Raw genomic sequence first — 23,844 nt, 5'->3', positions numbered from 1 at the left:
CGGCTGTGCGCGCGGATCTGAGGGCATGCGTTAACGGCTTCATGCAGGTTCCTTCGACAGGCAGCAGGTGGGGGGAAACCGAGCCCGGTGCGAGCCGGACCGAGCGACGCGCTGATCGGCGTCGAGTGCCAGAACTCCCAGCGATGGTTCGCCAAAAGAACGTAAACAGCCGTCAACTCCCTGACAAGAGCCTCAGCGATATCCGCAGGGAGCCGGGTGCACCCCGCGCGCCAACGACGGACCGGGTGGCACCGGTGCGCCTGGGCGCCAGGCCTTGACGGCGCCGTTCCCGGCCGGGGCACCCCTTCGCCCGCGCTGCGGGCGTGGCCGCCCGTCATGTCGGAGTCGTCCCCGGGTGGTTGGCGGCGGCGTCCAGGCCGGCCCTCGTCAGGCCCATCAGCTTCTGCGGCGGCTCACCGTGCCGGTCGGTGCACAACCGAACAGCCCTCAGCACCCAGCCGTAGGTCGTGATCTTGCTGGTGGGGCAGGGTCCGGGCACGGGTACGCCCACCAGCCCTCATCGGCGTGACGACAGAAGAACAGCCGGTGGCGGCGGGTCGCACCCTGGCCGAGAATGCGGCCACTTGAGTCCGGACCTACCGCGCTGGCCGAACGCGGACTCGGCTACGCGGGTGCCGGCCTGCGACCGAGACACCGCTCCCGCAGCGGCAGCAGCGGCTCGACCCGCTCCCACCCGTCATCCGACCCGATCCGCGGAGCAGCACGCGCCCCAGGCCGGGCGCTCAACCGCCGCGCCAGGCACGGCATCAGGACCGATCCACCTCATTGTGGTGGCCGCCGTCAGTTCAGGAACTCGTAGGACGGGTGGTCCGGCAAGGAGGAGCCCGCCATCACGTCCTCGCCTTTGAGGAAGGCCAGCAGCCAGTCACTGAAAGCCATGTCGTAGGGCACGTACTCCCCGGTGTCCAATTCCTGTACGCCAACAGCCCACGGGGCTGCCGACTCGTTCGGTACTTCGAGGAAGACGGTCTCCGCCGTCGCACCGGTGGCGATCGGCAGCAGTTCTCCGGGCCGAGCCCCTGCCTCCCTGGGGAGGATGTCCGCCGACCCTTCTTCCCGCCAGAACTCCAATGACTCCTTGATTTCCTCTCCCAGGCTTCTGATCGAATGCCCAGGATGGTAAAGGTACAATTTTCCGCTGATCAGAACCGGCCCGTACGCGTCGGTTATCTCGCGAAAATCCTCAGGGAAAACGACCCCGAGTTCCTGCTCCAGTCGGACCCAGGGAGCTGGATCGGACCAGTGGAAACAGGGTTCTCCCAGTAGTCCTTTGATTTCGTCGAGTGTCGCCATGCTTCTCCCCTTACGTGAACACATGTGCGCACGTGCGAGCAGGCCCTGCCGGAGTCGCTACGCCCACCACGGAAGTCCCGTGTTCCTGCTTGTTGTGCTCGCCCGACCTCGGACGCACTCGCGCGCCGGCCACCACTCCCTTACGCGCGTGCCACGGAGTCTAGGCCCTGCTCCTGACAGGTCGAGCCGTCCCGGTCCGCTGGAGCCACGCGGCCCGGACACGTCATGTCGTTGACGCGCTCGCCCTCGAACCCGGATGCCGCCGCCATGCCGACAGCCGTGAAAATGCTGGTCTTCTTCATGCAGCGACCAACGACCCCGCTCCGCGCAGGACACCTCCCGGCACCACACCCGTACCTCCGAGCCCGCCGGGCGTGCCAGCACGGCGGGCCGCCAGCCGGTGAGCGCAGTGCGACCGCCGCGGTCGTTAACGCCCACCTTAACGAACCTGCCGGGATCGGGAGTTGGTCGGCGCTCCGCGTGGCCCGAGGCTGGAGGCACGGCACACCACTGCGACAGCAGGGAAGAGGGCGGAGAGCGTCCGGCGTGCCTTGGTCCGATTTCCGCGGGATGTCGCCGGCTGCTCGCGCCGCAGTGTCGTCACCGGCGTCTGGAACGAAAGGCATCACGTATGAAAACCCTGCAGCAGGTCACCTTGGTCCTGAGCGCTCTCGCGACCGGGTTGATGGCCGGCCTGTTCGCGGCCTTCGCCTACTCGGTCATGCCGGGCCTGGCGCGCTCCTCCGACCGCACCTTCGTCGAAACGATGCAGAACATCAACAAGGCCATTCTCAACCCGGTGTTCATGCTGCCCTTCATGGCCGCGATCCCCCTGCTCGGCCTCGCGGCCGTCCTGGCCCGGCGCGGCCACGGACGGCCCGCGCTGCCGTGGCTGATCACCGCACTGGTGCTCTACCTGATCGCCTTCACCGTCACCAGCGGCCTCAACGTCCCCCTCAACGACCAGCTCGCCAAGGCCGGCAGCCCCGACCACATCAAGAACCTGGCAGCCGTACGCGAGGACTTCGAAAGCAGCTGGGTCGCCTGGAACATCGTCCGCGCCCTGCTCCACACCGCCGCCTTCGGCTGCCTGCTGTGGGCACTGGCCGTCCTCGGCACACACCGGACACAGGACACCGCAACCACTGCTCCTCCGCCTCTGCGACCGCTCGCCGCCACAGCCCACCACGACAGCGTGCACACCGCCCCCGCACCGATGACCCGGACAGCACCGGCACCACAGGGTCCACAGGCACCTTGGACCAGCGGCCCACACCGGTAGCCCCCCGGGGGGTGCGCCGCCTTCGCCGGACCGTCCCCGTCCGCCCGCACTCCCGGTCGACTCACCGCAGGTCCCCGCACCACCCACGCCCACAGCCGCACCTCCACCCGAAGCCCACCGAATCGAGGAGTTCGCCATGCCGCTGATCGTGCCCGGCTACCACGGGTCCGCGATCGTCCGCTCCACCGACACCGAGGTCGTCGGCCGGGCCCCCACCACCGCGCAGCTCCTCGCCGACAGCAGCGCGACCGGCGGCGCGCTGTCCACCCTGCGCATCACGCTCCTCGACGGCGCCGACGGCGCACCACCGCACCGGCACAACAGCTGCACCGAGATGCTCTACCTCCTCGACGGAACCGCGCACATCCTGTCCGCCGACCAGGTGCTGACCGCGAGGACCGGCGACCTCGTCGTCGTCCCACCCGGCCGCCCCCACGCCTTCGCCGCCGCACCCGGCAGCAACGCCGACCTGCTCGTCGTCGTCACACCAGGCGTGGAACGCTTCGGCTACTTCCACCACCTGCAACGCATCGCACTCGGCCAGGCCCCCCCGGAAAGCCTCCTGGAAGTCCAAGAGGCCTACGACACATACTTCCTGCAAAGCACGGAGTGGAACACCGCCCGCCGCGCGGAAACCGGCCGCTGGGGGCGCGGAGGACGACGGCCCCCTGTTCCGCACCTCGCCCGGCGGACAGTGCGTCGTTGACCGTCCGCGCCCTCAGCGTGGAGGCCCGCTGCGGAGGCCGGTCCCCGACCTGATGGCGGCGGCGCCTCCGGATGGTCGGCCGATCTGCGTCGCCCGGCCTGGCCTCGGTTCCCGCACGGTGTTCGGTGTTGAGTCGGCCCGCTGTTGACCCTCGACGTGGTGGAGGGCTCAGAGTTCTGGGTGTGGAGAGCGACATGCGCAGTATTGGCGAGATGGCCCGGGACAGCGGACTGGGTGTGAGCGCCCTGCGGTTCTACGACGGTGCCGGCTTGCTGGTGCCGGCCTGGGTGGATCCGGTGACCGGCTACCGCTGGTACGGCCCCGAGCAGCTCGAAGAGTCCCGGGTGCTGGCACGGCTGCGCCGGGCGGGTATGCCCTTGGCGGACATTCGGCTGGTACTGGCCGGCTGGTCCAGTGCGGACACCGACCTGGTGCGGAAGCTGCTTCAGGCACATCTGCGCCGCCTTGAACTGGGGCTGTCCGATGCCCGCAGCGAGTTCTCCACGCTCCGAGCGCTACTCGAACGCAGGGAGAACCCCATGACCGTGCCGCACACCACCACCGTCCGGCCGGCGGTCTCCGCCCCTGAGCTGGCGGCAGCTTTGGACGCGGTCCGTTTCGCCGCCGGCACCGACCCGGAGCTGCCGATGCTCGGCGGTGTCCTGTTCGACATCGAGCGCGACGCGCTCCGTGTCGTGGCCACCGACCGGTACCGGATGGCGGTCGCACAAGCCGGTACGTCCGGGCACGGCGGCCCCCGCGTGCAGGTCGTCGTGCCGTCCCCGCTCGTCGACGCGATGCGGGCGCTGCTCAGCGACGGCGCATCCGCCCGGCTCACGGTGGACGGTGACCGCGTGTCCCTGGAAGCGGGGGACCGTCAGGCGGCCGGACGGTGCCTCGATCACGGCTTCCCCGATTACCGGCGCCTCGTCCTCCTGCCGGCAGGGCGCCGGGCCCTCGTCGATGTCACGGCCTTCCGGGAGGCGGTGGAGGCCGGCCCCGTCCGCGTCAGCGAGGTGCGCGAGCAGGACGGTGTCTCCTTCGACCTCAGCGTGCTCAAGGTGGCGGCCGACGGCGTGGTGACCGTCTGCGAAGACGGTGACGACGGCCAGGACCACATTGCCGTCAACCGCGAGTTCCTCCTGGACGCCCTCGCTGCCGGTGCCCGGGACCAGCTGATCCTGGAGTTCGGCGCCCCTACGGCGCCCCTGGCGATACGCCGGCCCGACACCGAGGGCACCTTCTCGATACTGATGCCCGTCCGCCTGGAGAACTGACCACCGGACGGGCACTCGCTCGCCTTCGACAGTCACCCCGGGACCGGTCCGTGGCGCTGCCGTCGCGGCCCTCGGACTCGGCTCGGCCGGTACGGGGCCGGGCGACGTGGCCCACCCGGCGACCGTGCCGAGGCGGAGCTCGCCGTAGGGGCGCGCGTGCGGTCTGGCACGGGTGAACGGCGCCGCGGCTCATGCCTGTCGTCTCAGGTGGTCAGCCCGCTGAGGGCGTCGCCGAGGTACTTCACGCCCAGGACGACGAAGAGGACGGTCATGATGGCGGTGTTGTGGCGGCCCATCCACGCCTTCCATTCGCCGAGGACGAGTGCCGCCCTTTCGCCCCCGGCCAGGTAGACGCCGAGCGGGATCAGTGTGCAGAGCGAGGCGATGAGCACCATGAGGACGACGGCGACGGTCTTCCCTGCAGCCGATGCGGTGGAGCTTGCGACGGAGACGGCGCCGCCGACGGCGAGAACGAGGTTCTTGGGGTTGGCGACGACGAGGGCGGCGGCGAGGCCGGCGGCCCTGGCGGGGGTGAAGGTGTCGATGGCCTTCATCCAGCCCGGGGTGGGTGCTTCGTGGTCCTCACGAGGCCGGTCCTTCCACTGTTTGACGCCCAGCAGCAGGAACAGCACGCCGAGGGCGAGCTTGAGCCAGAGAGTCCAGGTGGCGGGACCGCCGTCGCCCGCCGCGTCCGCTCCGGAGCCGGCGAGGACGACAACGGTGACCACGGCGGCGAGGGACAGGACCCAGCCGGTGGTGAAGGCGAGGCCGTTGGAACGGCCCTTGGGTGTGGCCAGCATCAGGATCACGGCGATCAGCGACAGCGGGCTGATGGCGATGCCGACGGCCGAGGTCAGCATCTGACCGACGGCGTCGCCCATGGACTGTCTCCTTGTCGGGCCGGGAAGCGGGGAAGCGCCGGGCTGTTGCTCAGGGGGTGACGATGGGGAAGTTGGGGTCCGGTTCGTCGAGGACGGACATGAGGGTGGCCAGGACACCGGGGTCGCCGGTGTGGTCGATGCCGTCGAGGCCGCGGCCGGCGAGCATGCCCATGAGCTGCGGTGCGGTCAGGGTGAGCGTCAGATCGGTGTCGGCGGCGGAGACGCCGGTGACGCGGTGGTGGATCAGGACGCCGTTGTGCAGGCTCATCCGGTAGGTCTGGTCGAGGTCGGTGAACCGCCACAGCACGGCCAGGGAGTGTTCCCATGCCCGGGGGCCGTTGACGCGGATGGCGAGGGAGTCGAAGACCTGCTCGACGGAGAGCGCGGTGGCCATACTGCTGGTGGCGATCGGGGCGGGCTTGACGCCGGTGCGCAGTTCCTGGGCGGCCATGAGGTAGTTGTTGCGCCAGCTGCCGCATTCAGCTCCGTGGCCGAGTCGTTCGAAGGTCTCGGCGAGCAGTTCCTTGGCCCGGGTGTCGTCGGGGGCCGCGAAGGTGGCGTGTTTGAGGAGCTGGGCGGCGAATCGCAGGTCGCCGGCGTCGAAGTAGGAGCGCGCCTTGGCCAGGACCTCGTCGGGGCCGCCCATGCAGTCGACGTAGCGCTGCGCGGAGGCGGTGGGCGGGTGCTCCCACAGGGACGCGGGGTGGCCGTCGTACCAGCCCATGTAGCGCTGGTAGATCGCCTTGACGTTGTGGCTGACCGACCCGTAGTAGCCGCGGGCGTGCCAGGCGGTGTCGAGGCGCGGCGGCAGCTCGATCATCTCGGCGATCTCGATGCCGGTGTGGCCCTGGTTGAGCAGGCGCAACGTCTGGTCGTGGAGGTAGCCGTACAGGTCGCGCTGTTCGGACAGGAAGGCGGTGAGGCGTTCGGTGCCCCAGGTGGGCCAGTGGTGGGAGGCGAACACGACATCGGAGTCGGCGGCGAACAGGTGGACGGCCTCGGTGAGGTAGCGGGACCAGATACGGGCGTCACGGACCAGGGCCCCGCGCAGCGTCAGGATGTTGTGCAGATTGTGGGTGGCGTTCTCGGCCATGCACAGGGCGCGGCGCTCGGGCAGGTGGAAATTCAGCTCGGAGGGGGCTTCGGTGCCCGGGGTGAGCTGGAAGCGGAACAGGACGCCGTCGAGGCGTTCCTCCTGGCCGGTGCGGGTGATCTCCAGAGTGGGCGGCAGGAGGCTGGGCAGACCGTGGGAGGCGTCGAAGCCGAGGCCGACGCCGATCAGACCGCGCGGGCCGGGTTCGAGCTCACCGCCCGTGTGGTAGACACCGCGCCGCAGCATCGCGGTGCCCGCGTAGACGTTCTCGGCGACGGAGTGCTCCATGAAGCCCTCCGGCGCGATGATCGGCACGTCGTCGCCGGGGCCGATCACACCGAGGGTCCCGCCGAAGTGGTCGATGTGGGAGTGGGTGAACAGCACCGCGGTCACCGGCCGTTCGCCCCGATGGGCCCGGTAGAGGGCAATGCCCTCGGCGGCGCACTCCTTCGACACGAGCGGGTCGACCACCACGACACCCCGCTCGCCCTCGATCACGGTCATGTTCGACAGGTCGAAGCCACGGATCTGGTAGATGCCCTCGGTGACCTCGTACAGGCCGGCGCGGGCACACAGCTGCGACTGGCGCCACAGGCTCGGGTTCGCCGTGTCCGGACAGTCCTCCCGCAGGAACGCGGTCGCTTCGAAGTCCCAGACCACCCGCCCGTCCTCCGCCGTGATCCTCGCGTTGGCGGGGCCGGCCACCAGGCCCCGGTCGGCGTCCTCGAAGTCGGTGCGGTCGGCGAAGTCGGGGGCGGTGCCGGCGGTGCTCACAGCGGGACCTGCCGGGGCACGCCGGGGCCGGTGCGGCCCTGGTCCCGCCATGCTCGGCCGCCGCCGGACCGAATGCCGCGTGGACGTGGGCCGGACGGGTGACCGCTGGGCCTTTCGGCTCACGCCGGCCTGGCTCCGGCCACGTCGGGACGGACGACCAGTTGCCACGGCCTCGGCAGGCCCGCTCCTCCGATGTCGGCTCGGGTGCGGTGACCGGGCTCCTCTCCCTCCCGGAGGGGATGGTGTACGCGGCGACGGCGCAGGCCAGGGTCAGGTGCGGCCATGGCCTGCGCCCCGGGGTGCGCCAACTGCTTCAGCTGTCCGACCGGCGGGCGCCGGGTCGGGTGCCGGGAGGGCCTGTGCGTCGCCGCGGCGGTGATCGAATCCTCCGACGACGGCACGGGGTCCGGCGGGGCGGGGCGCGGTCGGCGGCCCGAGGCGGGGGTACCTCACGGCACACCGCGGCAGATCTGCCGCGGCGTCGCGGCCATGCTCTGCGGGCATGCCGCGCGCCCACCACGTTGTCCTTGCCCGGACGCAGTCGCCGTCGGCCTGCCGGGCGGCGTCGTCGTGGCCGTACCGCGCTTCGGGTGCTTCCTGCCTGGTGCGCCAGCCGGTCAGCCCGGGAAGGGTGACCGGGTCGGAGCCGAATCCGGGGGTCCGAACCTCGGCACCGGTCAGGCGAGCCGGCCGGTGATGTTCGCGATGCGCACCGGAGGAGCCGCCCACGCCGGCTCGGCCGTCCGGCGCCTCCGGGGAGGCGCCGATCGGCACGGCCCCGCCGCAGTCTCCACGCCGGTCGGCCGCTCGACCGGCCCCTCCCTTCCGGGGTCCGCAGGGCCGGGCCGTGGCCCGTCGGGTACCACGGCCCAGCCCTCCGCTCGGCCCCCGAAGGGATCGCGCGGTCCTGCGTCCCCCGGCGGAGGCGCTACGGGTTCTGCGTCAGCAGGTGCGCCTTGAATCCCTCCCCGTAGGTGCTGGTCGGCGTGCCGTTCCAGTCGGTGATCAGCACGCTGCCCCCGCTGCAACCCCACGGGTTCCAGGTCCAGGCGGTGTAGCCGACGCCGTTCTTGTCCGCCCAGGCCATCACCTGGTCGATGTAGTCGTGGGCGCAGGTGTTCTGGCCGATCTCACCGGCCTGGACGGGGACCTTCGCGGCGACCGCGCCGATCTGGCTGTCCCAGCAGGAGGCGGTCACACAGGCGTTGAAGTTGTACGAGTGCCAGGAGGCCATCAGGTTGCCGGTCGGGTCGGACGGCTTGTAGGCGAGCCACTGGGTCAGGTCGTTGGTCCAGGTGAGGCCCGCGGACATGATCACGTTGGTGGCCCCGGTGGCCCTTACCGCGTCGACCAGCGACTGCATACCCGCGACCTTGTAGCCGATGCCGGTGCACGTGCCGCCGTCGCGCAGGCAGGTCCACGCCTCGGTGGGGTCGGCCCAGTTGTCGGCGGCGTCCGGGTAGGGCTCGTTGAAGAGGTCGAAGACCACCGCGTCGTCGCCCTTGAAGGTGGCGGCCACCTGGGACCAGAACGTCGGCGCGTACTGCGCGTCGGGCATCGGCTTCTGGCACGTCGCCACGGCGTCCGAGCAGGCACTGCTCGTCCCCGTGTACTGCCCGTAGTTCCAGTGCATGTCCAGGATGACGTTGATCCCGCTGGCCACCAGCCGGTCCACGTAGTCCTTGACCGCCTGCCGGTACGCCGAACCACTCGTGCCGCCCGCGGGCAGGTCGCTAGTACCGAGCCAGCACTCCTCGTTCAGCGGGATGCGTACGGCGTGGACGTTCCAGCTCTTCATGGCGTCCACACTTGCCTGGTCGGTGGGACCGTCCCACATGCCCTTGCCCTGCACACAGGCGAACTCGCCGCCGGACCTGTTCACACCGAGCAGCCGGTACGTCTGGCCGCTCGCGGTCACCAGGTGGTTGCCGGACACGTGCAGAGCGGGCGCGGACCCGCCGCCGTCGCCGGGGCCACCGGTGGTCCCGGTGGTGGAACCGCCGGTGGTCGTGCCTGTGGTGGAACCGCCGGTGGTCGTGCCGCCGGTGGTGGTCGTGCTGCCCGTACAGGGCACGCCGTTGAGCGCGAAGTCGGTCGGCTGCGGCAGCGGGTTCGGCGGCGCGCTCCCCTGGGCGGAACGCGTCCAGGTGCCCTGCAGCCCGACCGAGGTGTCGGTCTTGCCGGTGCCGATGGAGCCGTTCCATCCCACGTCGGTGGCGGAGACCGACGTCGTGCCCGTGAAGGTGGCGTTCCAGCCACTGGTGAGGGTCTGACCGGTCGGCATCGTGAAGGTCAGTTTCCAGTGGGAGACCGGGTCTCCGAGGTTGGTGATCGCCAGGCTTGCGCCGAACCCTCCTGACGTGGGCGAGGACTGCCACGTGTTGACGTTCTGGTAACTCACCTGACAGCCGGAGGCGGCTGCCGCGGCGAAGGTCGGTGATGGGACCACGCACGCAGCGATGACCGCGGCTGCGGCTCCGGCTGCGAGCAGGCCGGCTTTTCGGTGACGCATGGGGGGACTCCTCACTCGAGGGGTGTCGTCATCGACGGGAAGGACGGTCCCCCGCTTAAGCGATTTAGTCAAGAGCGCCTGCACCCGCGGGCGTGACACGGCCTCAGTTCCCGGTTCGGCACCGTCGCCAGGACACGGGGGACCCCGCCTGGAATTTTCGCTGCACGGCCGACTATGGGCCGAACCGGTTAACTCCTGGACCTCTGCCGTTACCCGAGGTCAGTGACCCGTCAGGCCGACCGAAACTCCTTCGAAAACCGACAAGATCGAACATAGAACCGGACAGAAGTCTTGACGATGCATCACGGCGGTCCCTACGCTCGGCCACCGCCAGCCCCCTTCGACCTCGTCCGGTTGTGGCCGCCCCTTCACGCCCGCCGCAACCGCCCGTGTCGACGCAACGAACGATCTCCCAGCCGGCTCGTGGGAGCGTTCCCACTCCCGTCCCACGGGCTCCCCCAGGCGGAGCCCACCCCCACGCTGTGCCGCTCCGATGTCCGAGGCGCGGTACGGGACCACCGTTTCGGAGGATTGGAACGTGACAATCACCGGTCGTCGACTGAGGCGTCTGAGCCCGGTCGCGCTCGTACTCGCCCTGCTGCTGGGCTGGCTCGGTGCCCAGGCCCGGGTCGCCCCGGCGGCGCACGCGGCCACGGCCCGGTTTCACGGGGTGAACTGGGCGGATCCCGACGACAACTTCGTCACCGGTCCGCTGCAGCCGGTGGGCCTGTCCACCTCCGACAGCTACGCGACGGTCTACGCGAAGTCCACTGCGGTCCTGAACGGCTTCCAGGCGCTGGGCGCCAACACCGTCCGGCTGCCCATCAACTCCGCCACCGTCTCCGGATCGTGGTGGAACAGCTACACCGCCGCCTTCGACGCCGCCAGTGCGCTGGGCATGAACGTGGTGATCGCCCCCTGGCTGCAGAACGGCACGGTCAGCGACACCAACGCCTTCTACGCGATGTGGAACACCGTCATCAGCAAGTACGGTGCCAAGGGCAACTTCTACTTCGACATCATGAACGAGCCCTGGGCGATGAGCGCCACCCAGCTGACCGACTTCGCCGCCGACTGGCTGTCGCGCTACCCGGGCATCCCCCGCGGCAGGGTGATGGTGCCCGGCCTGTGGTCGGACATCGACCTGTGCTCGGTGGGCGGCGACTCCCGGCTGTCCGGAACCCTGCTGTCGATCCACATGTACACGCTGGGAGGAGAGACCCACCCCACCGAGAACGACTGGGTCAACAGCTTCAAGGGCCGCCTGTGCGGATACGGCAGCCGGGCCGTGCTGACCGAGTTCGGCGTGCCCATGAACACCGGCGTCAACTACGACGGTCCCCGCGACGGCACCAACGACGTCTCCTACCTGTACGCGCTCACCGACACCGCGCGCAGCCTCGGCATGGGGACGATCCTGTGGACCGGCGTCAAACAGCCCAACCAGACCCAGGGGCCGGGGCCGTGCGAAAACGCCTCCTGCGCGATCACCTCCCTGGGCGGAAGCGGTACCGACCTCACCCTGACGGTCACCAACCGCTCCGGCCTCGACCGGCTCCAGTACAGCTGGGGAACCGACGGGTCGGGCGGCGGGAGCACCGGCGTCCTGCGCGGCGCGGGCTCCAACCGCTGCCTCGACGTCCCCAACGCCGGCACCGCCAACGCCACCCGGACCGAGATCTGGGACTGCAACGGCGGCGCCAACCAGTCCTGGGCCCTCAACTCCGCCAAGGAACTGGTGGTCTACGGGAACAAGTGCCTGGACGCCTCCGGTGCCGGCACCACCCCGGGCACCGCGGTCGTCATCTACGACTGCACCGGCCATTCCAACCAGCAGTGGAACGTCAACAGCGACGGCACCGTCACCAGCGCCGCCTCGGGCCTGTGCCTGGACGTCACCGGAGCCGGCACGGCCAACGGCACGCCGGTCGAACTGTGGACCTGCACCGGCGGCAGCAACCAGAAGTGGAGCCGTCAGTAGGACGGTGCCCGGAAAACCCCCTGCTCTTCACAGAGGACCCACCCCTGAGGCACGGTCACGATTCCCGCTTGTCCGCACCCGGCACGACGAGTCGCGCGCCCCCACGGCGCTTCCCGTCAGCCGTGGCCAGGACCGGGCTCCCACGCGGACCGCGCCCGCCCCCGATCCCCCCACCAGGAGCAACCGGTGACCACCACCCACCTGCGCACCACCGCACTCCGCTCCCTTGTCCTGGCCCTGCTGCTCGCCGCCTTCGTCCTTGCCGTGCCGGGCTCGGCGGGCGCCGCCTCCACCGTCCGCGTCATGCCGCTGGGCGACTCCATCACCGGCTCTCCCGGCTGCTGGCGCGCGCTGCTGTGGCAGCAACTCCAGAGCACCGGCCACACCGACGTCGACATGGTCGGGACCCTGCGCGACCCCGGCTGCGGTATCGCCTACGACGGCGACAACGAAGGCCACGGCGGTTACCTCGCCACCAACATCGCCAACCAGAACCTGCTGCCCGGATGGCTCTCAGCCACCAGGCCGGATGTCGTGATGATGCACCTGGGGACCAACGACGTCTGGAGCAACATCGCGCCCACCACCATCCTCGCCGCCTACACCACCCTGGTGAACCAGATGCGGGCCTCCAACCCGCAGATGAAGATCCTCGTCGCCCAGATCCTGCCCATGAACCCCAGCAACTGCGCACCCTGTGCCCAGCGTGTCACCGCCCTCAACGCGGTCATCCCCGGCTGGGCCGCCTCCCACAGCACCGCCCAGTCACCCGTCACCGTCGTCGACCAGTGGACCGGCTTCAACGACACCACGGACACCGTGGACGGCGTCCACCCCAACGACAGCGGCAACCACAAGATCGCCGCCCGCTGGCTCCCGGCGCTGACCGCAGCGCTCAGCGGCACCACCCCGCCACCGAGCGGGGCGACCACCCTGGTCGGCGTCGCGTCCGGACGGTGCCTTGACGTCACCGGAGCCTCCCAGGCCAACGGCACCCGGACGGAACTGTGGTACTGCGGTGGTGGGATCAACCAGCAGTGGACCCCGACCCCGGCCGGTGAGCTCAGGGTCTACGGCTCCAAGTGCCTCGACGCCTCGGGCCAGGGCACCAGCCCGGGAACCGCCGTGGTCATCTGGGACTGCAACGGCGGCGCCAACCAGAAATGGACCCTGAACAGCGACGGGAGCATCACCGGAGCCCAGTCCGGGCTCTGCCTCGACGCCACCTCGGCCGGCACCGCGGACGGCACCCCCGTCGAGCTGTGGAACTGCAACGGGCAGCCGAACCAGAAGTGGGCACGGCGCTGACAGCCCCCTCGGTGCGGTCGCCGGCCGCGGACCGGCCGGCACCTGGCCGAGGACCGGCCCCGCGGCCTGCGGACGACCGCAGGCTGCGACGGCGAACTCCACGACGACCTCGCCGAGGTCCGGGCCGGCGACTCCGGCCCCCTACCACCCGCTTCCGACGGGCACCTGGCGGTGAACCCTCCCGCCCGTATCCTGGCACCTCGTCCGCCTTCGCCCTGCCGCCTGATCCGGCCTGCGGACGGCTCCCCACGGACCAACTCCGGCACCACCGAGCACCATCCGGCACGGAACGAGCGGTACCCCCCCCACATCAGAGAGGAAAGTCCTCATGTCCCTCAGGGTGTTCACGGGAAAGCGAGGCACCACCGCGCCATCGGTACGCCGCGGCAGGCGATGGGCAGGGGCCCTCGTCGCCGCGGCGCTGACCGCCCTGTCCCTGAACACGGCCGGTCAGTCGTCCTCCGCCGCCACGTACCCCAACCCCGGTGTCGTGACCGGTGACACCGGCGTGCACGACCCGTCCATGACCAAGCGGCCCAACGGGGGCTACCTGGTCGCCTCCACCGGCAACGACGTCCAGCTGAAGTACTCCGCGGACCGCATCGCCTTCCGCAACACCGGCTCCGCCTTCCCGGGCGGCGCCTCCTGGACCTACGCCTACACCGGCAACTCCCGGAACCTGTGGGCGCCGGACCTCTCCTACCACAACGGCCAGTACTACCTGTACTACGCCGCCTCCACCTTCGGCTCCAACCACTCGGCGATCTTCCTGGCCACCAGCCCCACCGGCGACCCCGGCACCTGGACCAACCGCGGCCTGGTCATCGCCTCACAGACCTCCGACAACTTCAACGCCATCGACCCCAACCTCGTCGTCGACGCCCAGGGCCGCTGGTGGCTGGACTTCGGGTCCTTCTGGTCCGGCATCAAGATGATCGCGCTCAACCCCTCCACGGGCCTGCGCGCGGACACCTCGATCCTGTCGCTCGCGGGCCGGGGCGGCGGACCCATCGAAGCCCCGTACGTCTTCCGGCACGGCGGCTACTACTACCTGTACGTCTCCTTCGACTACTGCTGCCGCGGCGCACAGAGCACCTACCGCATCATGGTCGGCCGCTCCACCTCCGTCACCGGCCCCTACACCGACCGCAACGGCACCCCCATGACCTCGGGCGGCGGCACCCAGATCCTCGCCGGCCACGGCAGCATCCACGGCCCCGGCGGCGAAGGCGCCTTCGCCGACACCGACCACGACATCCTCGACTACCACTACTACGCCGACAACGGCGCGTCCTTCCTCGGCATCAACTACCTCAGCTACGACTCCGCCGACTGGCCCTACGTCTCCTGACGCGCGCCACACCGGCCAGGTGCCGGACCGATCGTGCGCCGAGCCGGGCCCGCCCGTTCACATCCCCGGCGGGCGGGCCGTCCGGCCGGGCGGCCGGGAGTGTCGCCCGGCTCTCAGGACCGGGAGGGCTCAGGGGTGTCGGTGGCGTCGGCGGTGGCCGGGACGTCGACGACCCCGAGGCGGAGGTGCTCGATGTGGTGGACGGCCTGGTCCAGCAGGGCGGCGACGTGGCTGTCGTGCAGCGCGTACACGACGGAGCGGCCCTGGCGGGTGCCGGTGACCAGGCCGAGATTGCGCAGGAGGCGCAGTTGGTGCGAGCACGCGGACTGCTCCATGCCCACGGCCGTGGCCAGTTCGGTCGCGGCGCACGGGCCTTCGCGCAGGCGGGCCAGGATCAGCAGCCGCGAGGGGGTCGACAGTGCCTGCAGCGTGGTGGCGACCTGCCCGGCGTTCGCTGACGTCAGCCGGGTGCGCGGCGGCGTGCTGTCGGGGGTGTTCGCTCCGTGGCCCATAGCACCATCCTACGGAATGAACCCATGAACGAGTCTTCATGTATTCCTGTTACGGTGGGAGGGTTGCCCGCTCCTCGCGTGAAGGATCCGCCACCGTCATGTCTGCTGCCCTCGACCAGCGCCCGGCCCAGGCGCCTTCCCAGCGCACTCCTGCCGCGGCCCCGCGGCGGCGCACCCGCGTGCTCGCCCTGGCCGAGGCCCGCTGGGCCGGGGCCGCCCTGGTGCTGTTCCTGACCGCGCTGCCGCTGCAGCTGACGGGGTCGCCGGTATGGGCGTGGGGGCCGCTGTACGCGCTCGCCTACGCCGCCGGCGGCTGGGAGCCGGGCTGGGCCGGCCTGCAGGCCCTGAAGGACAGGACGCTGGACGTCGACCTGCTGATGATCGTCGCCGCACTCGGCGCCGCAGCGATCGGGCAGGTCATGGACGGCGCGCTGCTGATCGTCATCTTCGCCACCTCCGGCGCCCTGGAGGCGCTGGCGACCGCCCGCACCCAGGACGCCGTCCGCGGGCTGCTGGACCTCGCCCCGACCACCGCCACCCTCATCGCCGACGACGGCACCGGGACCACCGTGGAGACGAGCCGGCTCGCGGTCGGCGACACGATCCTGATCCGCCCCGGGGAGCGCGTCGGCGCCGACGGCCGGGTCCTCCACGGCGCGAGCGACGTCGACCAGGCCACCATCACCGGCGAACCACTGCCGGTCGCCAAGCAGGCCGGGGACGAGGTCTTCGCCGGGACCCTCAACGGCACCGGTGCGCTGCGGATCACCGTCGAGCGGGATCCGTCGGACTCGGTGATCGCCCGGATCGTGGCCATGGTCGAGGAAGCCTCCGGGACCAAGGCGCCCACGCAGTTGTTCGTCGAGAAGGTCGAGCAGCGTTACAGCCTCGGCATGATCGCCGCCACCGTGGCGGTCTTCCTGGTCCCGCTGGCCTTCGGCGCGGCCCTGACCGGGTCGCTGCTGCGCGCGATGACCTTCATGATCGTCGCCTCGCCGTGCGCCGTGGTCCTGGCGACCATGCCGCCGCTGCTGTCCGCGATCGCCACGGCCGGACGCCACGGCGTGCTCATCAAGTCCGCCGTGGTGATGGAACGCCTCGGGCAGGTCGACGCCGTCGCCCTGGACAAGACCGGCACCCTGACCGAGGGCACGCCCCGCCTGTCCGCGATCCGGCCCCTGGCCGGCAGCGGCCTGGACGAGATCGCTCTGCTGACGCTGGCCGCAGCGGCCGAGCACCCCAGCGAGCACCCGCTGGCCCGCGCCGTCGTCGACGCCGCCCACGACCGCGGCCTCGGCCTGCCGGCCGTGAGCGACTTCGTCTCCACCCCCGGCGTCGGCGTCACCGCCGTCCTCGGCGGTTCCACCATCGGCGTGGGTGCCCCGGCCCGGCTGCTCAAGGAGCCGGACCGGGACGGTACGGCGGCCCGGGCCGCGGTCGTCGCCGGCGAACTGGAGGACGGCGGCGGCACCGCCGTCCTCGTCCAGCGCGACGGGCGCCCGGTCGGCGTCCTCGGCATCGCCGACCGGCTGCGCCCCGACGCCGCCGGCACCGTGGCCGCGCTCGGCCGGCTGACCGGCACCGGCCCGGTGCTGCTGACCGGCGACAACCCGCGTGCCGCCGCCCGTCTGGCCGGCGAGGTCGGCATCACCGACGTGCGCGCCGGGCTGCTGCCCCAGGACAAGGTCACCGCCGTGAAGGGACTGGAGCAGGCCGGGCGCCGCGTGCTGGTGGTCGGTGACGGCGTCAACGACGCGCCCGCCCTGGCCGCGGCCCACACCGGGATCGCCATGGGCCGGGCCGGCTCCGACCTCGCGCTGGAGACCGCCGACGCCGTCGTCGTCCGCGACGAACTCGCCACCGTCCCCACCGCGATCGGACTGTCCCGTCGCGCCCGGCGACTGGTGGTGCAGAACCTGGTCATCGCCTCGGCCTTCATCACCGGCCTGGTCGTCTGGGACCTCGCAGGCCACCTGCCGCTGCCCCTCGGTGTCGCCGGCCACGAGGGCTCCACGGTCATCGTCGGCCTCAACGGCCTGCGCCTGCTCGCCGACGGTGCCTGGCACCGAGCCCGCACGGTCACGGCCCCGTGAGCCGCCGACCCCACACGGCTCTCCCCGTGACGCGGATGCCGCCTTCGAGGCCGGCGTCGACAGCCGCGCGCCTCCCCCCACCACTGCCACACACCCGGGACACCGCACTCAGCCCCCGGGGCCCAGGCGGGCGAAGGTGTCCAGCAAGGCGGCCGGCCGCGCGAGCTGCCCGGGGGGCGGGGACACGTACAGCTGCACGGTGGTGACCCCCGGGAGGTGGTAGCGCGCGATCCGCTCCCGGCACTCCTCGGGGGACCCGCTGACGTAGAGGGCGTCGACCACCTCGTCGGACAGCGCGCGCTGCGCCCCCTCGTGGTCGCCGGCGGCCCACCGCTCGTGGCAGTCCCGCAGCAGCTCCCCGTTGCCCAGCCACTCGTGGAACGCCCGGTAGGGCTCCCGGTTGAGGATCCAGGCCAGGAAGGGGCGGGCGGTGCGGCGCGCGTGGTCCCTGTCGGCGGTGGGGCAGACGAAGACCTTCACCACCAGCTCCTTGCCCGGCGGCTGCGGGCCCACGGCGGCCAGCACCTTGGGCACGTCCCACGGGAACAGCAGATTCGTGATGGCGCCGTCGCCTTCGGCGAAGGCGAGCCGGAGCATACCGGGGCGCAGCGCGCCGAGGATCACCTTCACCGGCTCGGCCGGCGGGTGCGGAAGCCGGTAACCGGCGATGGAGAACGTGTCGAAGTCACCGGCCACGTACTCGCCGCGCAGCGCCCGGGTGACGAACCGCAGGACGTCGCGGGTGCGCTTGAAGGGCTCGTCGAAGGGGATGCCGTTGATGTCGGTGACGTGTGCGGGCACCGATGAGCCCAGCCCCAGCAGCACCCGCCCGGGGGCGAGTTGCGCAAGGGTCGCGGCGGTCTGGGCGATCACCGCGGGACCGCGCGTCTGTGCGGGGACGACCCCGGTCGCGAGCCGCAGGCCGTCCGACCAGGCAGCCGTGGCGGCGAGCGGGGTGAAGGCGTCGGTGCCGCCCCCCTCCGCGGTCCACACGTCCCCGTAGCCGAGATCCGGCAGCGCCTCGACGAGGAAGCGGTGCGCGCCCAGGGAGAGCCCGGGCAGCGGCAGGGTGACGCCCCAGCGGGGCGCGTCCCCGGGGCGGTCCGCCGGACCGGCCGCGGCGCTGACGCCGGGCACGGGCGCGTTCACCGGCCCACCCACACCGTGGTCAGGTCCAGGAACCAGGACTGCGGCTGGACCAGACCGTGGACGTCGGGCGCCAGGGCCCTGGGATTGCGGTCGTTGACCACGAACAGCCAGGGCGCGTCGGCGGTGACCAGGGCCAGGGCGCGGCGGTAGGCGTCCTGCCGGGCGGTCCGGTCCGGTGAGGCGGCCGCCCGGGCGATCAGCGCGTCCACCGCCTTGTCGCTGTAGTGCCCGGTCCAGAAGGGGCTGCCGGTGCCTACGAACAGCGGCAGCAGCGCCTCGGACTGGAACAGCGTGGTGGACTGCGCGACGGCGTCCGAGCCGAGGGCGACGGTCCCCTTGGCCTCGTCGGCGATGAGGGTGGACCAGTCGGTGGTCCGGATGTCCACCTTGATGCCGACCGCGGCCAGGTCCCGCTGCAGGGCCTCGGCGATCGGCACGGGCAGCAGGTTGCCCGAGCCGTCGGTCGGCACCGTCACCGAGGTGGTGAACCCGTGCGGGTAACCCGCCTCGGCCAGCAACTGCCGGGCCCTGGCCGGGTCGTAGGAGTACGTGTCCGCGTGCGGGTCGTAGGCTCCCGTGGCGCGTGGCGCGGCCTGGTACGCGGGGTCTGCGGTGCCGTGCAGCAGGTCCTCGGCGACGGCCTTGCGGTCGATCGCGTAGTTGGCCGCACGGCGCACCCTGACGTCCTTCCACGGGCCCTTCGCCGTGTCCAGGATCCAGTACCACAGGTGGTCGTACGAGTTGGTGGCGATCCGCGCGCCGGACGCCCTGAGGCTGTCGATGTCGTCGGGGTTGGGGTACTCGATCCAGTTGACCTCGCCCGAGCGCAGCGCCGCGGTGCGCGCGGCCGCGTCCGGCAGCGACTCCACGATCAGCCGGTCGAGCTTGGGAGCGCCGCGCCAGTAGTGCTTGTTGGCGGCCAGTTCGATCCGCCGGCCCGCGCTCTGCGAGACGAAGGAGAAGGGGCCGGTGCCGACCGGATGCCGGGCGAAGCCGGCCGAGCCGGTCCTCCGCAGCGCCGTGGGGCTGGCGATCAGCACATGGGCCAGATCCTCGGGGAAGTGGCCGTTGGGCGTCTTGGTGACCAGGACGACCCGGCCAGGGCCGGACGCCCGGTAGGAGGCGATGTCACCGGCGTACTCGCTCGCCGCGGCGCCGAGGGCATCGGTCCAGTACGGGTTCGTCCTGTCCAGGTACCGCGCCAGGTTGAAGACCACCGCGTCCGCGTCGAACGCCGTGCCGTCCTGGAAGGTGACCCCCTTGCGCAGGGTGAAGGTCCAGGTGCGGTGGTCGGGGGCGACCGACCAGGAGGTGGCCAGGGCACCGGCCACCGGGGGCGGCCCGTCGGCGCGGGACAGGTCGTACCGCGTCAGGCCCTCGTACAGCTGGAAGGAGACCAGCCGCTTCCCCTCGAAGCCGGCTCCGCCGATCATGGTGTCGGGGTTGGGCAGCTTGCCGGTGGAGCCGACGACCAGGGTGCCGCCGCGCCCGGCGGCGCCGGTCCGCCCGCCGCCGGAGTGCGCGGAGCCGCTGCAGGCGGCGGCGGTCAGCGTGAGGACCAGGGCGGTCACCGCGGCGGCGGGCCTACGGGGGATCCCCCGGAACGGTCTGCGGCGGACGCGGTCGCGCCGGCGCGGACTCGGATGGAAGAGCATGGCGGTTCCTGTCGGTTCGATCGGTGTACGGGGTTCAGGGGGTCGCCGGGGACGGGGGCCCCGGCCGGTCCGGGCCTACGGGCCGTGGACGGCGGCGGCCGGGTCGGCGGCGTCCAGGAGGGCCCGCGTGTAGGGGTGCCGCGGGCCGGCCCACAGCTCCTCGGCCGGGCCCTGTTCGACGACGGCGCCCTCGCGCAGCACGACCACCCGGTCGGCGAGCAGCCGGACGACGCCGAGGTCGTGGGAGATGAACAGACAGGCGAGTCCCCCGCGGGCGCGCAGTCCGGCGAGCAGGCCGAGTACCTGCTCCTGCGCCCGGGGGTCCAGTGCCGAGGTGGGTTCGTCGCACACCAGCAGCCGCGGCCCGGCCGCCAGTGCCCGCGCGATCGCCACCCGCTGCGCCTGACCGCCCGACAGCTCGCGCGGACGGCGGTCGGCCAGCGCCGGGTCGAGGCCGACCTGCCGCAGCAGCTCGGCGGTGCGGGCGGGGCGTTCGCCGCGCGGCACTCCCCTGCAGCGCAGTGCGAGGTCCACCCCGTGCCCGGCCCGCAGCGCGGGGTTGAGCGATCCGCCGGGCTGCTGGGGGACGTACTGCAGTTGCGCGCGGGCCTCGCGTCCCTCACGGCCGCGCTGCCGCCGCGGGTCGCGGCCGGCGAACCGTACCGTCCCCGAGTCCGGGGCCAGCAGGCCGAGCGCGAGCCGGGCCAGCGTGGATTTGCCGGAGCCGGATTCCCCGACCAGGCCGACGGTCTCGCCCGGGGCCACCGACAGGCTCACGCCGCCGAGGCCGAGACGGCCCCCCGGGTGGTGCTTGACCACACGGTCGAGGACGAGCAGCGGGCTGGTCATGACGCCCTCCCCTCCCGGCCGGCGGGACGCGTGGGGCGGTCCGCGGACGGGAGCGGGCCCGTCCCGCCGCCGTCCTGCGGCGGGACGTCCGCCGACGTCCCACCCTCCACGAGGACCCCGTCGCGCAGGACCGCGGTCCGCCCGCCGGTGCGGCGGGCGGCTGCCAGGTCGTGGGTGACGAGCAGCAGGGCGATGCCCCGTTCGGCGCGCAGAGTCCTGAGCAGGTCGAGCACATGGGCGCGGACCAGGGCGTCGAGCGCGGTCGTCGGCTCGTCGGCCACCAGGACCTCCGGGCCGCAGGAGAGCGCCAGGGCGATGGCGGCGCGCTGCCGCAGTCCGCCGGACAGCTCGTGCGGGAAGGCCCGGGCCGCCCACCGCGGATCCGGTATGCCGACGGAGGCCAGCAGGTCCGGCACCAGGGCCGCGGCGGCGCGGCGGCCCGCCGCGGCACGGTGCCTGCGCAGCACCTCGCTCATCTGCGAGCCGATCCTCCGCAGCGGATCGAGGTACGCGCCGGGGTCCTGCGGTACGTACCCCACACGACGGCCGCGGATGTCCGCGAGGGTCCGCTCGTCGGCCGCCAGCAGGTCCTGCCCGCCCAGCAGCACTCGCCCACCGGCCCGCGCGCCCCGGTCCAGCATCCCCAGGCAGGCGCGGGCGACGGTCGACTTGCCGCTGCCGGACTCACCGAGCAGCACCAGCGCCTCGCCGGGCGCGAGGGTGAAGGAGACCTCCCGCACGGCGGCGACCACGCCGCCCGGTCCCGCGTACTCCACCGACAGCCGTTCCACGGCCAGTACCGGCCGGCGCGGGCCCGCGCCCCCGGCGGGAGCCGCCGCGGGGGACGTGGCCGGTCCCAGGGGCGTGTTCACCGTCGCACCACCCGGGCGGGCGCGTCGGCTGTCGCGATCCTGCGGCGCAGCGTCTCCCCCAGCACGTTGAAGAGCACGGAGACGGCCAGCACGGTCACGGCGGGCACCAGGGCCGGCAGCGGATGGGTGAACAGCGCCGGCCGCAGCTCGTCCACCATCGCGCCCCACTCGGGGGCGGGCGGGGCGACGCCGAGGCCCAGGAAGGACAGCCCCGCGGCGTACACCACCGCCAGGCCCACCAGCGAGGAGGCGTACGCCAGCACCACCGGCCCTATCACCGGCAGTACTTCGAGGGCTCCCACGGCGAGCCAGCCCGCGCCGCTCACCCGGGCGGCCTGGAGGTGTTCGGAGGTGCGCACCCGCCGCACCTCCGCGAAGACGACCCTGGCGACCGCCGGCGTCAGCACCACGGACAGGGCGAGCACGGTCGCGGCCAGGCCCGGCCGGAACAGCGAGCAGACGGCGATGGCCAGCAGCACGCCGGGAAAGGCGTACAGCACGTCCAGGGCGCGCAGCAGCAGCTGGGCGGCGACCCGGCCGCCCAGCCCGGCGACCGTGCCGAGGACGGTGCCCGCCACGGTGGCGGTCAGGACCGGCAGCAGGCCGCCGACGAGGGAGGGACCGGCGCCCAGGAGCAGGCGGCCGAGGAGGTCGCGGCCCTGGGCGTCCGTCCCCAGGAGGTGGCCCGGGCTGCCCGGGTCGAGCAGGCGCTCGCGCAGGGAACCCGCCGTCGCCTGGCCGGGGATCACCAGTGGCGCGGCCGCGGCCACCGCCAGCAGCACGGCGGTGAGGGAGAGCGGTACCAGCAGGCGGGGGTCGCGCCGCCACGGCCGGGTCATGACAGGGTCCTGACGCGGGGGTCGATCAGCGCGTGCGCGGTGTCGACCAGCAGGGTGATGCCGGTGAAGGCGCAGGCGACGACGAGCACACCGGCCTGGATCAGCGGGAAGTCCCGTGCCGCCAGTGCCTCGTACAGCAGCCGGCCGACGCCGGGCCAGTTGAACAGGGTCTCGACGAAGACCACCCCTTCGAGCAGATAGGCGAGTTGCAGGCCGGCGATGGTCGCAAGCGCGGGTGCGGCGTTGTGCGCGCAGTGCCGCAGCACCGCGGCCCGGGTCAGGCCGCGTGCCCGCAGTCCGTCCGCGAGTTCGGAGCCGAGGACGCCGGACAGGGCCGCCCCGAACACCCGGGCGGTCAGTCCGAGGGGGACCAGGGCGGCGGCCGTGGCCGGCAGCACCAGGTGCCGCAGGAGGTCGCCGGTTCCGCCCGGGCCGAGGACGTCGTGGGTTCCGCCGGCCGGCAGCCACCGCAGCCGGACGGCGAACACGGAGATCAGCAGGAGGGCGACGGAGAACTGCGGCGCGGAGACCGCCAGCGTGCTCAGTCCCCCCGACAGCCGGCCCGCCCAGCCGCGCGGCCGCAGCGCGCCCGCCGCACCGAGCAGCACCCCGCCGGCGAGCACGAGCACGAAGGCACCGCCGGCCAGCACGAGGGTCTCCCGCAGGGCCGGCCACAGCAGTTCGGTCACGGGCCGCTGGGCCGAGACGGACGTGCCCAGGTCCCCGGTGAGGACGTGCGCGAGCCACTGCGCGTAACGCTCCGGCAGCGGACGGCCGAGACCGAGCCGGGCGGCCAGTTCCCGCCGTGCCCCGGGAGTGGCGCCGGGACCGAGGAAGGCGCTCACCGGATCGCCCGGTACGAGGGCGACCGTCGCGAACACCACGGCGGTCACCCCCAGCACCGTGGGGACGACCAGCAGCAGCCGCCGGACGAGGAACCTCCTCATGGGGCGGCTCCGCGGCGGACGGCGGGCGGCGGCCGTGCGCACGGCCGCGGGCACGGCCGGAACGGGACCGGGCTCGTGCGGCGGGCTTGCCATCGGTTCTTCCTCACGGGTACGGGAGAGCGGGGTGGCACCGGCGGCCTCCGGGACGGCACCGGGGCCGGCCGCCGGAGCCGCGGCCAGGACGCAGCGTGCACGGCGGCGGCCGCCGGCTGCCAGACAGGCGTTCGTGCTGATACCGCCGGTCATAGGACAGGCGGCCCCCCGGGGCGTGTCCGCGCCCGTCCAGATCGGTATTGACCAGCCGTTATCCCGCCAATTACGCTCCGGCCATGGTCTTCTGGCGCACCGGTGTCACCGCGGCCGGCCGCGGCCGCGCGGCGTGTCCGGGTGTGCGCTGTCGCGCCCTTCTCGCGCCCTGATCCAGGCACCGCCCGCCCCAGGAGACCCGT

General features: G+C 72.4%; 19 protein-coding genes. 7 read left to right on the top strand and 12 right to left on the bottom strand.

Going from position 1 to position 23,844, the window contains the following annotated elements:
* Positions 1 to 334: 334 nt before the first annotated feature.
* The gene (locus tag ACH4SE_RS18360; protein ID WP_398544432.1) at positions 335 to 511 is read right to left on the bottom strand and encodes a hypothetical protein; all 177 of its coding nucleotides are present in this window, start codon (positions 509 to 511) and stop codon (positions 335 to 337) included.
* Between the two features lie 290 nt (positions 512 to 801).
* The gene (locus tag ACH4SE_RS18355) at positions 802 to 1,314 is read right to left on the bottom strand and encodes an SMI1/KNR4 family protein (protein ID WP_398544431.1); all 513 of its coding nucleotides are present in this window, start codon (positions 1,312 to 1,314) and stop codon (positions 802 to 804) included.
* 631 nt (positions 1,315 to 1,945) lie between these two features.
* Here ACH4SE_RS18355 and ACH4SE_RS18350 point away from each other — a divergent pair.
* From ACH4SE_RS18350 to ACH4SE_RS18340, 3 genes are all read left to right on the top strand, one after another.
* On the top strand, positions 1,946 to 2,596 hold the full coding sequence (locus tag ACH4SE_RS18350) for a DUF1772 domain-containing protein (RefSeq protein ID WP_398544430.1): 651 nt from the start codon (positions 1,946 to 1,948) through the stop codon (positions 2,594 to 2,596).
* A 136-nt stretch (positions 2,597 to 2,732) separates the two neighbouring features.
* Complete coding sequence (locus ACH4SE_RS18345; protein ID WP_398544429.1) at positions 2,733 to 3,302, top strand: cupin domain-containing protein; 570 nt, start codon at positions 2,733 to 2,735, stop codon at positions 3,300 to 3,302.
* A gap of 194 nt (positions 3,303 to 3,496) precedes the next feature.
* On the top strand, positions 3,497 to 4,579 hold the full coding sequence (locus ACH4SE_RS18340) for a MerR family transcriptional regulator (protein WP_398544428.1): 1,083 nt from the start codon (positions 3,497 to 3,499) through the stop codon (positions 4,577 to 4,579).
* Positions 4,580 to 4,782: 203 nt separating this feature from the next.
* On the opposite strand, the gene ACH4SE_RS18335 is transcribed toward ACH4SE_RS18340, so the two are convergent.
* The 3 genes from ACH4SE_RS18335 to ACH4SE_RS18325 all read right to left on the bottom strand — a co-directional run bounded on the left by ACH4SE_RS18335 (position 4,783) and on the right by ACH4SE_RS18325 (position 9,839).
* Entirely contained in the window at positions 4,783 to 5,460 is a 678-nt protein-coding gene (locus ACH4SE_RS18335; protein WP_398544427.1) for a GAP family protein, read from the bottom strand.
* A 49-nt stretch (positions 5,461 to 5,509) separates the two neighbouring features.
* A complete protein-coding gene (locus ACH4SE_RS18330) occupies positions 5,510 to 7,378 on the bottom strand; it encodes an alkyl/aryl-sulfatase (RefSeq protein ID WP_398544426.1) in 1,869 nt (622 codons plus the stop codon).
* An 877-nt stretch (positions 7,379 to 8,255) separates the two neighbouring features.
* The gene (locus ACH4SE_RS18325) at positions 8,256 to 9,839 is read right to left on the bottom strand and encodes a cellulase family glycosylhydrolase (protein ID WP_398544425.1); all 1,584 of its coding nucleotides are present in this window, start codon (positions 9,837 to 9,839) and stop codon (positions 8,256 to 8,258) included.
* 538 nt (positions 9,840 to 10,377) lie between these two features.
* Between ACH4SE_RS18325 and ACH4SE_RS18320 the strand changes: the two genes are divergently transcribed.
* The 3 genes from ACH4SE_RS18320 (at position 10,378) to ACH4SE_RS18310 (ending at position 14,479) form a co-directional block, all read left to right on the top strand.
* The gene (locus ACH4SE_RS18320) at positions 10,378 to 11,820 is read left to right on the top strand and encodes an RICIN domain-containing protein (protein WP_398544424.1); all 1,443 of its coding nucleotides are present in this window, start codon (positions 10,378 to 10,380) and stop codon (positions 11,818 to 11,820) included.
* A 186-nt stretch (positions 11,821 to 12,006) separates the two neighbouring features.
* Positions 12,007 to 13,128: a ricin-type beta-trefoil lectin domain protein gene (locus ACH4SE_RS18315; protein WP_398544423.1), complete on the top strand. Its 1,122-nt coding sequence runs from the start codon at positions 12,007 to 12,009 to the stop codon at positions 13,126 to 13,128.
* 328 nt (positions 13,129 to 13,456) lie between these two features.
* The gene (locus ACH4SE_RS18310; protein ID WP_398544422.1) at positions 13,457 to 14,479 is read left to right on the top strand and encodes an arabinan endo-1,5-alpha-L-arabinosidase; all 1,023 of its coding nucleotides are present in this window, start codon (positions 13,457 to 13,459) and stop codon (positions 14,477 to 14,479) included.
* 113 nt (positions 14,480 to 14,592) lie between these two features.
* Here ACH4SE_RS18310 and ACH4SE_RS18305 read toward each other — a convergent pair whose 3' ends face one another.
* Positions 14,593 to 14,991, bottom strand: a complete 399-nt coding sequence (locus tag ACH4SE_RS18305) for an ArsR/SmtB family transcription factor (RefSeq protein WP_398544421.1) — start codon at positions 14,989 to 14,991, stop codon at positions 14,593 to 14,595.
* A 98-nt stretch (positions 14,992 to 15,089) separates the two neighbouring features.
* On the opposite strand from ACH4SE_RS18305, the gene ACH4SE_RS18300 reads away from it, so the two are divergent.
* Positions 15,090 to 17,084: a heavy metal translocating P-type ATPase gene (locus ACH4SE_RS18300; RefSeq protein WP_398544420.1), complete on the top strand. Its 1,995-nt coding sequence runs from the start codon at positions 15,090 to 15,092 to the stop codon at positions 17,082 to 17,084.
* A gap of 108 nt (positions 17,085 to 17,192) precedes the next feature.
* Here the strand turns inward: ACH4SE_RS18300 and ACH4SE_RS18295 are convergent, their stop codons facing one another.
* The 6 genes from ACH4SE_RS18295 to ACH4SE_RS18270 all read right to left on the bottom strand — a co-directional run bounded on the left by ACH4SE_RS18295 (position 17,193) and on the right by ACH4SE_RS18270 (position 23,395).
* Positions 17,193 to 18,233 carry an LLM class F420-dependent oxidoreductase gene (locus ACH4SE_RS18295; protein ID WP_398544419.1) on the bottom strand — a complete coding sequence of 347 codons (1,041 nt, stop codon included), beginning with the start codon at positions 18,231 to 18,233 and terminating at the stop codon, positions 17,193 to 17,195.
* Positions 18,230 to 19,804: an ABC transporter substrate-binding protein gene (locus ACH4SE_RS18290; protein ID WP_398544418.1), complete on the bottom strand. Its 1,575-nt coding sequence runs from the start codon at positions 19,802 to 19,804 to the stop codon at positions 18,230 to 18,232. The genes ACH4SE_RS18295 and ACH4SE_RS18290 overlap by 4 nt, the downstream gene beginning before the upstream one ends.
* A 159-nt stretch (positions 19,805 to 19,963) precedes the next feature.
* The gene (locus ACH4SE_RS18285) at positions 19,964 to 20,737 is read right to left on the bottom strand and encodes an ABC transporter ATP-binding protein (RefSeq protein ID WP_398544417.1); all 774 of its coding nucleotides are present in this window, start codon (positions 20,735 to 20,737) and stop codon (positions 19,964 to 19,966) included.
* A complete protein-coding gene (locus ACH4SE_RS18280) occupies positions 20,734 to 21,609 on the bottom strand; it encodes an ABC transporter ATP-binding protein (protein ID WP_398544416.1) in 876 nt (291 codons plus the stop codon). Before ACH4SE_RS18280 ends, ACH4SE_RS18285 begins: the two co-directional genes overlap by 4 nt.
* Positions 21,606 to 22,448 (bottom strand): ABC transporter permease, encoded by an 843-nt coding sequence (locus ACH4SE_RS18275; protein ID WP_398544415.1) that lies wholly within the window; start codon positions 22,446 to 22,448, stop codon positions 21,606 to 21,608. Before ACH4SE_RS18275 ends, ACH4SE_RS18280 begins: the two co-directional genes overlap by 4 nt.
* The gene (locus ACH4SE_RS18270) at positions 22,445 to 23,395 is read right to left on the bottom strand and encodes an ABC transporter permease (RefSeq protein ID WP_398544414.1); all 951 of its coding nucleotides are present in this window, start codon (positions 23,393 to 23,395) and stop codon (positions 22,445 to 22,447) included. The genes ACH4SE_RS18275 and ACH4SE_RS18270 overlap by 4 nt, the downstream gene beginning before the upstream one ends.
* Between the last annotated feature and the right edge of the window lie 449 nt (positions 23,396 to 23,844).

The organism is Streptomyces sp. NPDC020983, from assembly GCF_044333485.1.
Classification (GTDB): Bacteria; Actinomycetota; Actinomycetes; order Streptomycetales; family Streptomycetaceae; genus Actinacidiphila.
This window is presented reverse-complemented; position numbering and strand designations above follow the sequence as displayed.